This is a genomic window from Vibrio sp. R11-SG3-ISO3-SZ, assembly GCF_059834345.1.
In genome coordinates this window covers 15160-30124 of sequence record NZ_JCBDGX010000185.1, presented here as the reverse complement: position 1 = coordinate 30124, position 14965 = coordinate 15160, and the positions used below count along the sequence as shown (strand labels likewise).

Genomic DNA, 14965 nt, shown 5'->3' with positions numbered 1-14965 from the left:
ATAAATCTTATTGTAGGACAATTAAACCTTAAAACGCGAAAAATGGGCTTTTTTGTCATTTCCGTGACCTAAAACAAATTGACAGCTCAGAAACGCAAAAAAGCGAGCACACGGCTCGCTTTCATCATCGATTTGGTGTCGGCTTAGTTTACGTGCGCAACCGCCGCCTTCACTAGTGCACCTAGCTCGTCCCACTTACCTTCGTCCATCAGGTTCGTTGGTACCATCCAAGTACCGCCACACGCTAGTACAGAAGGGATAGATAGGTAATCATCCACATTCTTAAGGCTAACGCCACCCGTTGGCATGAAGTTAACTGGGTAAACCGCTGTCAATGCTTTTAGCATAGGCACGCCGCCTGAAGGCTCAGCAGGGAAGAACTTCAACGTACGAAGACCCATTTCCATCGCTTGCTCAACAAGGCTTGGGTTGTTCACGCCAGGAACGATCGCCACGCCTTTGTCTAGGCAGTATTGCACGGTACGAGGGTTAAAACCTGGGCTAACGATGAAATCAACGCCCGCATCGATAGACGCGTCCACTTGCTCGTTCGTTAGAACGGTACCTGAACCGATCAGCATGTCCGGGAACTCTTTACGCATCACGCGGATCGCTTCAATGGCACATTCAGTACGTAGCGTGATCTCTGCGCAAGGCATGCCGTTTTCTACCAACGCACGACCTAGAGGAATCGCGTGCTCAACTTTGTTGATGGCGATAACAGGGATCACTTTCAGGCTTGCTAGTTTTTCGTTCAATGTTGTCATAATGTTTAGACTCTCTCGTTATAAAGCTCGCACAAAGGCGAGCTTACTATTCATTCGATTACAAAGGTAAATCTGGCATTACATCACGAGGAATGATCGCACCTTTGTGCTGAATCACTTGTCCTGCCATGCAGTGGCCGTTGAATGCTGCTTCTTGTGCGTTACCGCCCGTCAGACGTTTCGCTAAGAAACCGGCGCTGAATGAATCACCTGCTGCTGTGGTGTCAACCACGTTGCTGACCGGTTTTGGCGCGACGTAGTTCGCCTCTTCACCTTCAACGACGAGGCAATCTTGCGCACCACGTTTGATGATGATCTCTTTTACGCCCGCTTCCGATGTGCGCTTGATGCACTCTTCAAGGTGTTCATCACCGTACAATGCCTGCTCATCTTCAAACGTCAACAACGCAGTGTCGGTCAGAGACAGCATCTTCGAGTACCACTCAATCGCTTCAGCTTGGTCTGCCCATAGCTTAGGACGGTAGTTGTTATCGAAGAATACTTGACCGCCGCGCTCTTTGTATTGCGTTAGGAAGTTGATCAACGTCTCACGGCCCACTGGGGTCAAAATCGCGAGCGTAATACCGCTTAGGTAAACCGCGTCAAAGCCAAACAGCGCATCAATCAATGCTTTAGACTCAGGCTGCTCGAACATAAACTTCGCTGCCGCTTCGTTACGCCAGTAGTGGAAGTAACGCTCGCCAGTATCATCGGTTTCGATGTAGTACATACCTGGGTTTTTGCCGTGAATTCGCATCACGTGTGACGTATCGATCCCCTCTTCTTGCCAAACCTGTAGCATCTCAGTACTGAACGAGTCTTCACCCAGCGCCGTAATGTAACTGGTGTTCACATCGTGACCTTTGGTCAAGCGAGAGAGGTAGAGTGCGGTGTTTAGTGTGTCACCACCGAATGATTGCTTTAGTTCACCTTCTTTCTTCTGAAGCTCAACCATACATTCGCCGATGATAGCAACGTTAATCATTTTCATTGTTTACCTTAGCAATTGAACTGCCAATGAATTACTTCAGGAAGTCTTCACGTGCAGGGTTAAAGACGTCTAGCAGGATACTGCCTTCTTCGAGCGCAACCGCGCCATGAACAAAGTGTTTCGGTGCGATGTACGCATCGCCTGGCTTCAGTACTTTTTTCACGCCGTCCACTTCTGCTTCGAAACTGCCTTTCACTACGTAGCCGATTTGATCGTGAATTTCGTGAGCGTGAGGGTGACCAATCGCGCCTTTATCAAACTCAAGGTGAACCGCCATCAAGTCGTCAGTATAGCCAACAATTTTACGTTTAATCCCGCCGCCAATGTCTTCCCAAGGGTGATCGTCTAAAAGAAAAAATGGATTCATCGTTTTGCTCCTAAAATCTAGCGTAGTGCTGTTTGTTCACATCATACCTCAGTGAGATTAATTGTAATACAATACAAACCAAAAGTGTGACGCAAATCAAAAATGAAACTACGTTTCAACTATTTCACCATCAATTATCGAACAAGAAAACGTCGAGTAAATCTCTGTGTTCTGGCCCGTTAATTCAGGTCCTCAATGCGAATTCAGTGATTTCGCTCATCATTTTTCCTCTCTACCCTACCATAATAATCAATATTGTATTACTTTATGTGACAAATAATTTCTCTGCTACACCCAAAGGTGACGAGGACATAACGATGAACGCGCTCTTATTCACGCAAGATGAACTGACACTCCTACGCCAGGAAGTGGGTCAGCCCACCTTAATGGGCAAGACCATCGACAAACACTGTCGTGAACTTGAAGCGTTTATGCGCTTACCCCTCGAAGTACCCGGTCACGGTGAAGCCGGTGGCTACGAACACAATCGCCACAAACAGAACTACACATACATAAACCTTGCTGGACGCTTGTTTCTGGTCACACAAGATGAGCGATATGCAGCGTTTGTTCGTGATTTACTCGATGGCTATGCGGATATCTATTTAACGCTTGATTATCAAGTTCAGAAGAATACCAACCCCACTGGACGATTGTTCCACCAGATCCTTAATGAACATGGCTGGCTTCTGTTTGCCAGCATTGCCTATTCCTGTGTTTCTCACACTATGAGTGAAGCGCAAAGAACGCGCATTATTGATCGCCTCTTTGTGCCGATGATTGAAATGAGTACAGAGAAGTATGCACACCGTTTTGACCATATTCATAATCATGGTGTCTGGGCAGTCGCCGCTGTCGGTGCCTGCGCCGTCGCGATTGATAAACCTGAGTACTTGGAGATGGCCGTCTATGGCCGCGATAGAAACGCAACGAGCGGATTTTTAGATCAAGTATCGCACCTCTTCTCCCCATCGGGTTATTACCTTGAAGGGCCTTACTACTCTCGTTTTACCATTCGACCGTTAGTGCTGTTTGCCGAGATCATCCACCGACACCTACCTGAGGTCGATATTTACCGCTATAAAGATGGTGTGGTCGGTAAAACCGTGCAAGCGTTGTTGGCGACCGCTTACCCCAATGGGGTGTTCCCTGCTCTGAATGACGCCTCACAAAGCATGAGCATCAACGATGCCGGCGTGCAGGTCGCCGTGAGCATCTATGGTGCGCATTATGGTTTGGACGATAACATTCTAGGCATGGCGAAAATTCAACAAGGCGTTTGGATGCATCCTTGCGGTTTGGCACTCTCTAATGCCTTTGAAGAGGTTCAGGCGCAGCGTGAGATTGGTCTACCCTACTGGCCAAGTGTTGAACTGTGTGAAGGTCCAAATGGCGATCAAGGTGCACAAGGCTTTATCCGCATGCAAGATCCAAGTGGCGATGTAACCCAACTTGTGATGAATTATGGCATGCACGGCATGGGGCATGGCCATTTCGATACCCTTGGCATCACCCTATTCAATCGCGGTCAAGAAGTGCTACGTGAGTATGGCTTTGCGCGTTGGGTCAACATTGAACCTAAGTTTGGTGGACGCTACTTAGCCGAAAACTCATCGTATGCTCGCCAAACCGTTGCTCATAATCTGGTCACCGTTGATCAAAAGTGCCAGAACCAATTCGACGTCGAACGCGCAGACACTCGCAGCGGGACTCCACACTTTTTCGATGCGACTCAAGAGACACTAAAGGGCATGAGCGCATTCGCCAACGAGCATGTGGATGGTTGCGACATGCAGCGCAGTGTCTTTTTACTCAGCCTAGACGAGCTAGAAGCGCCACTCTTGATTGACCTGTACCGCATCGACAACCAACCGGACCAAGCCAATACGCTGCACAGTTACGACTACACACACCAATATCAAGGTCAAATCATTCGTAGCAACGTGGAGTATTTCACCCATCAAGAGCTGCGCCCACTGGGCGATAGCCACGGTTATCAGCACCTATGGAACGTGGCAGAAGGAGAAGTCGCAGATTGTGCATTGGTCAGTTGGCTTCAGGGCCACAGCTACTACACTTGGGTTGGCGCGAGTTCAAATCCGAGCAACAAGCTAATCTTTACACGCACAGGGGCCAATGACCCTAGTTTCAATTTGCGCAGCGAACCCGCCTTTCTGCTTCGAAGTGAAGGCCCGTCGACGGTGTTTGCCTCTGCGCTTGAAACGCACGGCTATTTTAATGAAGAATTTGAACAGTCGGTCAATGCTCGAGGCCAAGTGGAGTCCATCCAAGTGGTTGCCAATAGCGATGCAGGGAGCGTTGTGCAGATCCGCACCCGCCTCCATGAAATTACCTTGATGGTCAGCCACCAGCAGCACGTGGCTGAGAATACGCCGCACCAAGTGGCGGACACAGAGAATGCAAACATTTACAGCTGGAACGGTGCCTACGCGTTAGACATCACCCCAAATAACTAAGTATCGGTCAGGAGACAACATAATGAGCTATCAACCTCTATTAATGAATGTTGAGGAAGCAGCTGAACTACGTAAAGCACTTGGCACGGATAGCCTATTAGGACGCGCATTGGCGCGCGACATCAAAAAAACCGACCAATATATGACACAGGTTGGCATTGAAGTCCCTGGTCATGGTGAAGGTGGCGGTTATGAGCATAACCGCCACAAGCAGAACTATATCCACATGGATTTGGCGGGTCGTTTGTTTCTCATCACCCAAGAAGATAAGTATCGTGACTACATTGTCGATATGCTCACCGCTTACGCCAAAGTGTACCCAACGCTTGAGAGCAATGTCAGTAAAGATACCAACCCACCAGGCAAGATCTTTCACCAGACACTGAATGAAAACATGTGGATGCTCTACGCATCGTGCGCCTACTCTTGTGTCTACCAGACACTATCGGATGAGCAAAAGGCGCTGATCGAAAACGATCTCTTCAAGCAGATGATTGACTTGTTTGTTGTCACCTATGGCCATGATTTTGATATCGTTCACAACCACGGTCTTTGGGCAGTGGCTGCGGTCGGTATTTGTGGTTATGCCATTAACGATCAAGCCTCGGTTGATAAAGCACTGTATGGTCTGAAGTTGGACAAGGTCAGTGGCGGCTTCTTAGCACAGCTTGATCAACTATTCTCGCCCGATGGCTACTACATGGAAGGCCCCTACTACCACCGCTTCTCACTGCGTCCTATTTACCTGTTCGCCGAAGCGATTGAGCGCCGTCAGCCAGAGATTGGGATCTACGAGTTCAATAACTCGGTCATTAAGACGACGTCTTACGCAGTGTTCAAAACCGCGTTCCCAGACGGCACCTTACCAGCGTGCAACGACTCGTCAAAAACCATCTCTATCAATGATGAAGGCGTGGTGATGGCGACGTCTGTTTGCTTCCATCGCTATGAACAGAACGAAACCTTGCTCGCGATGGCCAACCACCAACAGGACGTATGGGTACACATCTCAGGTAAAACGCTCTCTGATGCGGTTGCGAATGCCAGCGACATCAAGCCATTCAACTGGGGGAGCTTATACATTACCGACGGCCCACAAGGTGAGAAAGGGGGTCTCGGTATTTTGCGTCACCGCGATGCGCAAGACGACGACACCATGGCATTGATCTGGTTTGGGCAACACGGCTCTGATCACCAATACCACTCAGCACTCGATCATGGTCACTACGATGGTTTGCATCTGAGCGTATTCAATCGCGGCGTAGAGGTCCTGCACGATTACGGCTACGGTCGCTGGGTCAATGTCGAGCCTAAGTTTGGTGGACGCTACATCCCGGAGAACAAGTCGTACTGCAAACAAACGGTCGCCCACAACACCGTGACGGTGAATCAGAAAACGCAGAACAATTTCAACACTGCCCTGGCAGAGTCAAAGTTTGGTGAGAAGCACTTCTTCAACATCGACAACGCCAAACTGCAAGGCATGAGTGGTTGTATCTGTGATTACTATGAAGGCACGCAGATGCAGCGCAGCATCCTACTTGCCGAGTTACCCGAGTTTGAAAAACCGCTGGTGATTGATGTCTATCGAATCGAATCCGAGCAGGAGAACCAGTACGACCTTCCTGTACACTACAGCGGCCAGATCATTCGTACCGACTTTGAATACAACACACACTCCACACTCAAGCCGCTTGGCGATTCTGACGGTTATCAGCACCTTTGGAACCTAGGCTCAGGTAAAGTTGAAGGCAGCGCGCTGGTCAGTTGGCTAGTGAAAAACAGCTACTACACATTAGTCACCAGTGCGACTGCTGACAGCGAAGTGATTTTTGCTCGTCTCGGCGCCAGCGATCCTGACTTCAACCTACGCAGTGAGCCAGCGTTGATTCATCGCCAAAGTGCAAAAGATCATGTCTTTGCTTCCGTCCTTGAGACACACGGTTACTTCAACGAAGAGTTTGAACAATCCGTCAATGCACGTGGTCTTGTCAACGCGGTGACCGTGGTGGGTCACAACGAAGTCGGCACTGTGATTCGTATCGATACAACGTCAGGTAATCACTACCACTACGCCATTTGTAACCTTGATGAACAGGCACAACATGGCGAGCACAGTGTTGAATTTAATGGTACTGCCTACACCTGGCAGGGTGCCTTTGCCCAAATTGATTAGACCGTGTTCGGTTCGCTCGTTGGCTCCACCGACTAAGTGCCCCTCTCTCACATGGACTTATTGATGTAAAAATCGAACTAAGACAAAAGCCGAGCATCCCGCTCGGCTTTTTATTTACAAGTTATCATATGACAAAATAACCACGCCTGTGATGAGGATTTCATCGTGCTCGCGATCACTAAAACCTCCCTTTAGACCTTTAAATATCTGAGCCAGAGCACTGTTTGGCACTCTCAATAGTGATCAAAATAACAGTCAGTCAATTCTGCGTTGTTCATTATTAAAATAATACAATATCATTTGATTGTGATTAGGACGTAACACGGAATTAATGCCCATGAAGAAGGATCACGTATCCATAGCTAAAGATGCCGTCGAACTTGTCAAACCCGCTATAGACAAGCTCTTTGAGCGAACCAATCGCCAGGAGCTACACATAGTGATCATGGACCCAAGGCTCAAACCTTGGGAGGCAAGCTTCGAAGAGGCCATTTTGTACCAAACCTCACTGGGCTCTCCAGATGAGTGGACCATCCCTTTTGACCAATTTGCCCTTAATAAAGCTAAGCAAGCATGGCGCAGCGGTCAACCTAACCTGGTCAACCAAACCCTGCACACATCATCACTGCAATCGGAGGATCTGCTGTTCTATGGCTCCTTTGTATACGGCGATGTCGTCGTCGCGTGCAGCGGCGTCGAACAATGGTACGACATGCTCATCAGCGGATGGCTAGCCGTCGCATTTGAGCAACTGTGCATGAGCGAGTACCAAAACAATAAAAGTAACAACCCTACACAAACTTACCGAAACTGAACGTGAAGAGAAGGTCTAAGACTATGAGCAAACTACTGAAATCTCTACTGGTTACCGCGGGCATTATGGCTTCAGCGAGCGCTATCGCCGCCGACTATCCGACCAAAAACATTCGACTTGTTGTTCCCTTTGGTGCGGGTGGCGGTACGGATGCCGTAGGTCGTACCTTGGCCAATTCTGCCAAAGATATTCTCGGTCAAAACATTGCCGTGATGAACCGTACTGGTGGTGCAGGCGCCGTAGGCATGAGCTTTGGTGCTCAACAACGTCCCGATGGCTACACACTGACGGTCGTTACACGCGAAATTGCGTCATTACCTCAAATGGGACTCATGCAACACGACGCGAGCGATTTTAAATTGATCCGTTTGGTCAACCTTGACCCTGCGGTTGTGTTGGTGCACAAAGACAGCCCATACAACACCATCAACGATCTGATTGCCGAAGCCAAAAAAGGCGATGGCGTCGTGAAGTTTGCCTCCACCGCAGCGCCAAACTTCTACCTAATGGCTCTAGAAAAAGACCAAGGCATCAAGTTAAACGCCATTCCTTACAACGGTGCAGCGGAAGCCATCCCGTCTGTATTGGGTAACCACACCGACGTGACTATGGTTACGCCAGGAGAAGCGATTGCGCAGCTTCGTTCAGGTCAGCTTAAAGCGCTCGGCGTGATGTCTAATGAGCGTATCTCGTACATTCCAGATGTCCCAACCCTCAAAGAACAAGGCGTTGATGTGGTAACAGGTACATGGCGTGGTATTGGCGCGCCAAAAGACACGCCAGATGAAATCATTGAGACCTTAGGTAAAGCCTTTGATGAAGCAATGGCATCTGCTGAGTTCAAACAGTTCATGGAAAAAGGTGCGATGACTATCCACAACATGAACGCCGAAGAGTTTACTCAGTTCGTCAAAGACGATACCAAAGCACTGAGCACACTCATCAACTGATCGACGTCGAGTTATTGGGAGCCTTCTCTTGAGGCTCCCATTTTTTGCTGTATCAAGGTGTCCCTATGATGAACCGTCATGTAATTTTCCCTTCTCTCATGATTGTATTGAGCGCACTGACTCTTGCAGTCATCACTCAGTTTGATCAACCGAGATTTCAAGATGCGAGCGTCAACGCACAATTCTTCCCGAGCGTGATCGCTATGATGCAAATCGTCATCTGCGTTGCGCTGATTATTCAACACAAGCTCAAAACCACTGCGTCTAGCGATGCGCCGATTTTCTCCAAAATGGCGTGGTTCGGTTTGGCCTTTCTCATTACGTATGCCGCGCTCATCAGCGTGATCGGTTACTTGTATGCCAGCTTACTCGCGTTCACCCTCTACCTGATCTGCTTTAGAGTGAAAAAGCCGGTATTTTATGCCGTGGCGTGGGTATTTGTCTTTTCTGTTTACTATCTGTTTGGCGAGGTGTTTTACATTGCTTTGCCCGACGGCTACTTCTATTAAGGAGGGCGTATGTTAGAACATCTGTTTAACGGCCTCTTGACGGCTTTTAGCCCAGCTGTATTGCCAGTGCTGATTTTCGGCGTTGTCGGCGGTATTGTACTTGGCGCCCTACCAGGATTGACCGCGACGATGGGGGTCGCCATTTTACTGCCTTTCACCTTCGGCATGGAGTCCACTCCGGCACTGGTGATGCTTATCGGCGTCTACATTGGGGGCATTTACGGCGGCTCTATCGCGGCGATTTTACTTAAGACGCCCGGTACACCCGCTTCCGCAGCGACGGTGTTGGATGGGCATACACTTGCGGCGAAAGGCCAGGCCGCCCGTGCACTCAGTATCTCAGCTGTCGCGTCCTTTATTGGTGGATTGATCAGTACCATAGTCTTGATAGCCATCGCGCCCCTATTGGCCAATTTCGCCCTACGCTTCAACGCGCCGGAATATTTCGCCCTCGCCCTGTTTGGCTTAACCATCATCGCCAGTGTCTCGGCACAAAATATTCTTAAAGGCTTGTTAGCTGGCACCATTGGCTTACTGGTCTCTACGATAGGCTTAGACCCTATCAGCAGCGTACCCAGATTCACTTTTGGCGTGATGGATTTATACAGTGGCGTGAACGTCATTCCGGTTCTGATTGGTCTGTTTGCTCTGTCTGAGGCCATCAATCAAATTGAGAAACTCCTCAATGAGAAACGTGCCTCAATCGCCAAATTCGACCACACATTGCTCAGCCGATCTGATTTAAAAGACATGATGCCCACCGCGGTGAAAAGCGGCGTACTTGGCACGTCCATCGGTTCTGTGCCCGGTGCGGGTGCAGACATTTCGGCCTTCGTTTGTTACAACGAAGCCAAACGGGTCTCGAAAAATCCTGATGAATTTGGCAAAGGCTCAGTGAAAGGTCTCGCCGCCGCAGAGGCTGGAAACAACGGTGTTACCGGCGGTGCATTAGTCCCCCTATTGACGCTTGGTGTACCCGGCGATGCGGTCGCCGCCGTACTACTTGGTGCCTTGATTGTGCAAGGCCTCACACCGGGTCCATTGCTCTTTGCGCAAAATCCAGATGTCGTTTACGGTGTGTTTAGCTCGATGTTGGTCGCCAATGTAGTGATGCTCATCGTCGGCTTAGTTGGCATTCGTTTTTTCTGTCGCATCATCGAAGTGCCGAAGCTTTTAATGATACCCATCATCATTTTCTTATCGATCGTCGGTGCCTATGCCATCAATAACTCCATGTTCGATGTCGGTATTGCGATTGCATTTGGCCTACTTGGATTTGTATTGGGTAAGCTTGATATTCCATCCTCACCCATCTTACTCGCCATCATTCTTGGCCCTATGGCCGAAACGAACTTACGAAAAGCTCTATTGATGTACGATAACTCCTGGTCATTCCTCTATGAACGTCCAATCGCCCTTGGCTTTGTCTTATTGGCCATCTTCTCTGTCTACTCAACAATGAAGATGAAAAAGAAAGCCAAACTCGAATCCGCGCACCAGTAAGCTTTTCCCTTCCCCAGACTCCCAAGCCTGCTTGGGAGTCGTCACACCACAGTTTGTTACATTATGCCAAGTTGGAATAGCCGTTATTCGTCATCAACAACGCCGGATTTTGCTATACTCCCCGCGCAACGCTCCAGACCAATTAAATCACTGATTTAATTGGCTTATTACATAAACTAGAGTAATACCTCTCCTCTATTTGCGTTGCTAGTTGATAAGATTTCTGCGCGTTCAAATAGGTACGGTTATGGGTTTTAAACATCGAAAAACGTTTATTTATCAGTTGAAAAGACACGATAAGCGCTACTGGATGAAATTCTGTGGTGAGAACAAACGTAATCCAATTAACCGCCTATTCAATCGTCTGATGACGCTGTCAGAAAAAAGCCAAAATTGGCAGTTACACAGTGGCTTCGACACCAAAACGCGCTTTTTGCTTGAACAGAGTCACTTGATTGAGGCGGCAAAACGGTCACTCCCGGTGCCTCGCGTCGTGATGCAAGGTCGCGGGTTGTTTGTTACCGAGTGTGCCGGCCAGCCTTTGACCGAGTCGCACACTGTCTCCCCCAAACAGCGCTTAACCAAAGCGATGCGCGGGCTGATTGCGTTTCACCAACAAGACATGATTCATGGCCGTCCGGCGATGCGGGATATTTTAATCAATCACGCTGGACAGGTGACCTACATTGATTTCGAAGAGTCGCGCTTCTCTGCCTGCCAGACACTGCGCACGCGCGATGTGCTCTTGCTTTTACTCGACTCCTATCGTTTACCGCGAGTCAGTCAAGCCACACGTTTGGCGCTCCTTACTGAGTGGCAACAGCAAGTGGGACAAGGCAGTACGCACAACCTAGCCGTTGTCGCACGCTTTCTCACCTACAATCGCTGGATGGCCAAGTTAGTGCTGACGTTTAAATCGAACCGATTGTCACGCCAGCTTTTACTACTTGAGCGCCTATTGAGCCGCGCACTTCGTTAGTGCGCTCATCATCTAGAAGCGCTCTAGTCATACATCAATTGTTTGGCTTTTTCTGCATCAAACTCATCCAAAGAACGTCTGGCTAAGCGTCTAAACGGCCACGCTTTGACGATTTCTTCAAGTGGCATCACAGCAAACGCCCAGAAAATACTGCCTTCTAGCCACAGTACGATGCCAGCGCACAGCGGCAGCGCAATCACCCATTGCCCCGTAAAGTTGATCTTAAAAACTTCAGTGGTTTTACCCAAAGCACGCAAAACCTGCCCATGCACGGTGTTATAGCCCCGCACAATCGGAAGGAATATATACAAAGGTGCAATCACCGCCAGTGCAAGGTAGGTGTCGGGGTCCAAATTGGAATACAAATGGGGCAACAGAAAGCTTAATCCTAAAAAGGCCAAGCAAGACAATGCCGAGATGGTCACCGCGACATCAATACTGACATCGACGTTCTTGCGTAAGTCATCCAGCTGCTTAGAACCAATCGCTTGGCTAATGGTAATGGCCGATGAGACGGCCCACGCCGTGATGAACTGATTACCCGCCTTAACCCAAGGCATAATAATGGTGATCGCCACGTAGGAATAAAGCGGCAACTGCGAAAAAGTCAGCATGTACAGTGTTGCGCCCGTCATCAGCATAGTGACATTAGCCGCCACGGGAAAGATCTCTTTAAAGTGGTTGATAGCGTTGCGCCGCAATGACGCATCCAAAGTGCGCAGCGAGAGACGCACATGACTACGCTGTAAGCAAAGGACGAGAAACAGCAGCCGAACAGTAATCGCCACCAAGCTTCCGATTGCCGCCCCTTGCACCCCAACGCCTTGCCATGACCCCATACCGTAAATCATCGCGTATGAAACCGCGACGTTAATAGGCGCTTCAAGTAGGTACCCTTTAAACGGCAACTTGGTTTTCCCCAGTGCGTTAAAGAGGGCAATCATCACCTGCGTCGCCGCGTTGATGACCACAATGTACTTCGCCACCGATAAGTAACGCGCGGTTTCTTGCTTTAAAAGGTCATCATTGGTCAGCGCACTAATAAGCGCACTGTCTGCGAGCATCAACAAGGCTAAAAACAGCACAGCAATACAGCCATTAATCAAAATCGCCGCCCAGAAGCCCTTATTCAGCGCACTCTCTTGACCAGAGCCAAACGCGCGACTGAGCACCAATTGCGAGCCATTGGCCAATGAGATTTGAATCCCGAGCAAGAAAGAGACGATGGTAAACGCTATCCCCATCGCCGCTAGCGATATCTCACCAAGCGGTGACACCAACAAGGTGTCGATCATCAGCATGGATTGCATCAGCAATGCATTGAGTGCTAAGGGCCAAGCAAGCGATAGGTTTTTGCGAACGTAAGGGTTAAGGGGCATGGTGATGACTCGATTTCCGATGCTTAAACAAACGAAAAAACGTCACCGAAGTGACGTTATTGGGGTGATTCTTTTTCAAACGACTTGCGCTAAACGCTGGTTCTCATCATTCAGTAGCGTTTGAGAGGCGAGACGCGCCGCATCCGATTTTCCTGCCATGATCGCATCGTAAATGCGTTGGTGCTCGGCTAAACAAAACCGTCCGCCTTCTGCCGACTCATCAATAAACTCGCGGAAGATAGTGGAGAGGATATTGCTAAACGGCAAGAAAAACTGATTACCTGTTGACTGAAAAATCAGTTGGTGAAATAAGTGATCGTTTTCTGTCCACTGCGCCATGTTGTGGCTCTGTGCCGCAAAGGTCATGCGCTGAAACACAATAGACAGATCTTTACGCTGAGCGACCGAGGCATGTTTCGCGGCAAGGGCGCACGCTTCTGGCTCAATCGCTTTTCTCAGTCCGAGGAACTGCGCAAGAAAACGTTGATTATCCTCTAAATCTTGGATCCATTCCATCAACTGAGGGTCAAGAAAATGCCAATTATTACGCCCTTGAACTCGCGTTCCTACCCGGGGTTTGGACTCAATAAGTCCTTTGGCGGACAAAAGTTTGATCGACTCACGTAATGAGGTTCGACTGACACCAAAAATGTCACACATCTCCAGCTCACAAGGCAACTTTTCCAGAGGCTGCAATCCCCCCGATAAAATGCGCCGAGCGATCTGCCGCGCGACTTGAACGTGAATTTTACGGCTTGAATCCTCGACTGAGGTAAATGTCGCCATACAGTACTCCCGATGCACCCAATGATGACCAGGTTCACGACAAGGCCATAGTGAGCACAGACACAATGATATAATCGAAACACTCTCAGCAAGAAGAACGCTTGAATTATAAAAAGCCAGTCAGCGTCGGCTTTTGGGTCAGACGAAGGGTTGCGTGGAGAGAAAAACACACCAAACACCATTAATAATACAATAATATCAATTTTTAACAACTTAATTTCTCAGTAAAATAACCACCCAACAAAATAAACCTTTGTTTCATTTAATATTTGTGAACCAGTTCAAACTCAAGAAATAATGCGCAGATTTAACACGCATTTAGTCACAAAAAGGCGCAAAAAACAGACGCAACTCGCCCCTCTCTACGTGCTAGATTGAGCCTTTTGAGTGATCGTGCGAGCCTTTATGGCACAAAGAGTGTGAGTCAATCGCGCTTTGCAAAAGCAATGGTTGGTCAACGGTGAGAAGAGTGCTATATTTAGGCTTAAATAATACTTATATTTTTAATTGAAACAGGTCGAAGAAGTAGCAATATGATGACTGGAGCTTTTAACTCAATCGCAGGTTCAAAACGTAGCCTGCACGTACAAGTCGCGAGAGAAATCGCTCGAGGCATTTTATCTGGCAAATTGGCACAAGGCTCTATTCTCCCTGGTGAGATGGAATTATGTGAACAATTTGGCATCAGCCGCACTGCCCTGCGCGAAGCCGTCAAATTGCTGACCTCGAAAGGCATGCTTGAGTCACGACCTAAAGTCGGAACCAGAGTGGTCAATCGTGCCTACTGGAACTTCCTCGACCCTCAACTGATTGAGTGGATGGATGGACTAACAGACACTGACCAGTTCTGCTCACAGTTCTTGGGTCTGCGCCGTGCCATTGAACCCGAAGCGTGCGCACTTGCCGCCATCCATGCGTCGGCTGATGAGCGCATTGAACTTTCTGAGACCTTCCAACAGATGGTTGAGATTGCCGAAGCTGACGTGTTTGACCAAGAGCGCTGGATGGAAGTGGATACGCGATTCCACAGCCTGATCTTCAACGCAACCGGTAATGATTTCTACCTGCCTTTTGGTAACATTCTGACCACCATGTTTGTCAACTTTATTGCGCACTCGTCAGAGGAAGGCAGCACTTGCATCAATGAGCACCGCCACATCTACGATGCGATCATGGCGGGCAACCCAGACAAAGCGCGTCAAGCGTCTATCGTTCACCTGCAAGATTCGAAGCACCGCCTCGCAGCAGTGAACTGATCACTGGCACA

At 48.9% G+C, this 14965-nt stretch carries 13 protein-coding genes; 8 read left to right on the top strand and 5 right to left on the bottom strand.

Annotated elements, in window-relative coordinates; translation table 11 throughout:
- Positions 1-143: 143 nt before the first annotated feature.
- Genes AC6R1O_RS19260 through AC6R1O_RS19250 form a run of 3 tightly spaced genes read right to left on the bottom strand, consistent with a single transcriptional unit; the run spans position 144 to position 2125 of the window.
- Entirely contained in the window at positions 144-767 is a 624-nt protein-coding gene (locus AC6R1O_RS19260) for a bifunctional 4-hydroxy-2-oxoglutarate aldolase/2-dehydro-3-deoxy-phosphogluconate aldolase (protein WP_334550595.1), read from the bottom strand.
- A gap of 58 nt (positions 768-825) precedes the next feature.
- Positions 826-1758: a 2-dehydro-3-deoxygluconokinase gene (gene kdgK / locus AC6R1O_RS19255; RefSeq protein ID WP_500632444.1), complete on the bottom strand. Its 933-nt coding sequence runs from the start codon at positions 1756-1758 to the stop codon at positions 826-828.
- A gap of 31 nt (positions 1759-1789) precedes the next feature.
- Complete coding sequence (locus AC6R1O_RS19250) at positions 1790-2125, bottom strand: cupin domain-containing protein (protein WP_334550598.1); 336 nt, start codon at positions 2123-2125, stop codon at positions 1790-1792.
- A 311-nt stretch (positions 2126-2436) separates the two neighbouring features.
- Here AC6R1O_RS19250 and AC6R1O_RS19245 point away from each other — a divergent pair, with 311 nt between their 5' ends.
- From AC6R1O_RS19245 to AC6R1O_RS19215, 7 genes are all read left to right on the top strand, one after another.
- A complete protein-coding gene (locus tag AC6R1O_RS19245) occupies positions 2437-4602 on the top strand; it encodes a heparinase II/III domain-containing protein (protein WP_500657647.1) in 2166 nt (721 codons plus the stop codon).
- A 22-nt stretch (positions 4603-4624) separates the two neighbouring features.
- Positions 4625-6778, top strand: a complete 2154-nt coding sequence (locus AC6R1O_RS19240) for a heparinase II/III domain-containing protein (protein ID WP_500632445.1) — start codon at positions 4625-4627, stop codon at positions 6776-6778.
- Positions 6779-7115: 337 nt separating this feature from the next.
- Positions 7116-7592, top strand: coding sequence for a hypothetical protein (locus tag AC6R1O_RS19235; RefSeq protein ID WP_500628437.1), 477 nt, complete (start codon positions 7116-7118; stop codon positions 7590-7592).
- 23 nt (positions 7593-7615) lie between these two features.
- Positions 7616-8542, top strand: a complete 927-nt coding sequence (locus tag AC6R1O_RS19230) for a tripartite tricarboxylate transporter substrate binding protein (protein WP_334550603.1) — start codon at positions 7616-7618, stop codon at positions 8540-8542.
- Between the two features lie 65 nt (positions 8543-8607).
- Positions 8608-9051, top strand: coding sequence for a tripartite tricarboxylate transporter TctB family protein (locus AC6R1O_RS19225; protein WP_500631558.1), 444 nt, complete (start codon positions 8608-8610; stop codon positions 9049-9051).
- A 9-nt stretch (positions 9052-9060) separates the two neighbouring features.
- Positions 9061-10554 (top strand): tripartite tricarboxylate transporter permease, encoded by a 1494-nt coding sequence (locus tag AC6R1O_RS19220; protein WP_500657644.1) that lies wholly within the window; start codon positions 9061-9063, stop codon positions 10552-10554.
- A 247-nt stretch (positions 10555-10801) separates the two neighbouring features.
- Positions 10802-11533: a BUD32 family EKC/KEOPS complex subunit gene (locus AC6R1O_RS19215; protein ID WP_500632447.1), complete on the top strand. Its 732-nt coding sequence runs from the start codon at positions 10802-10804 to the stop codon at positions 11531-11533.
- Between the two features lie 23 nt (positions 11534-11556).
- Here AC6R1O_RS19215 and AC6R1O_RS19210 read toward each other — a convergent pair whose 3' ends face one another.
- Entirely contained in the window at positions 11557-12912 is a 1356-nt protein-coding gene (locus AC6R1O_RS19210; RefSeq protein ID WP_500632448.1) for an MATE family efflux transporter, read from the bottom strand.
- A gap of 75 nt (positions 12913-12987) precedes the next feature.
- Positions 12988-13698, bottom strand: coding sequence for a FadR/GntR family transcriptional regulator (locus AC6R1O_RS19205; RefSeq protein WP_500629356.1), 711 nt, complete (start codon positions 13696-13698; stop codon positions 12988-12990).
- A gap of 536 nt (positions 13699-14234) precedes the next feature.
- On the opposite strand from AC6R1O_RS19205, the gene AC6R1O_RS19200 reads away from it, so the two are divergent.
- Complete coding sequence (locus AC6R1O_RS19200; protein ID WP_500626929.1) at positions 14235-14954, top strand: FadR/GntR family transcriptional regulator; 720 nt, start codon at positions 14235-14237, stop codon at positions 14952-14954.
- The last annotated feature ends 11 nt before the right edge of the window (positions 14955-14965 follow it).

Excerpts from the sequence above, each read along its gene's own strand:
- AC6R1O_RS19260 (WP_334550595.1), bottom strand. The coding sequence starts at position 767 with ATGACAACATTGAACGAAAAACTAGCAAGCCTGAAAGTGATCCCTGTT.
- kdgK (WP_500632444.1), bottom strand. The coding sequence starts at position 1,758 with ATGAAAATGATTAACGTTGCTATCATCGGCGAATGTATGGTTGAGCTT.
- AC6R1O_RS19250 (WP_334550598.1), bottom strand. The coding sequence starts at position 2,125 with ATGAATCCATTTTTTCTTTTAGACGATCACCCTTGGGAAGACATTGGC.
- AC6R1O_RS19240 (WP_500632445.1), top strand. The coding sequence starts at position 4,625 with ATGAGCTATCAACCTCTATTAATGAATGTTGAGGAAGCAGCTGAACTA.
- AC6R1O_RS19235 (WP_500628437.1), top strand. The coding sequence starts at position 7,116 with ATGAAGAAGGATCACGTATCCATAGCTAAAGATGCCGTCGAACTTGTC.
- AC6R1O_RS19230 (WP_334550603.1), top strand. The coding sequence starts at position 7,616 with ATGAGCAAACTACTGAAATCTCTACTGGTTACCGCGGGCATTATGGCT.
- AC6R1O_RS19225 (WP_500631558.1), top strand. The coding sequence starts at position 8,608 with ATGATGAACCGTCATGTAATTTTCCCTTCTCTCATGATTGTATTGAGC.
- AC6R1O_RS19220 (WP_500657644.1), top strand. The coding sequence starts at position 9,061 with ATGTTAGAACATCTGTTTAACGGCCTCTTGACGGCTTTTAGCCCAGCT.
- AC6R1O_RS19215 (WP_500632447.1), top strand. The coding sequence starts at position 10,802 with ATGGGTTTTAAACATCGAAAAACGTTTATTTATCAGTTGAAAAGACAC.
- AC6R1O_RS19210 (WP_500632448.1), bottom strand. The coding sequence starts at position 12,912 with ATGCCCCTTAACCCTTACGTTCGCAAAAACCTATCGCTTGCTTGGCCC.
- AC6R1O_RS19205 (WP_500629356.1), bottom strand. The coding sequence starts at position 13,698 with ATGGCGACATTTACCTCAGTCGAGGATTCAAGCCGTAAAATTCACGTT.
- AC6R1O_RS19200 (WP_500626929.1), top strand. The coding sequence starts at position 14,235 with ATGACTGGAGCTTTTAACTCAATCGCAGGTTCAAAACGTAGCCTGCAC.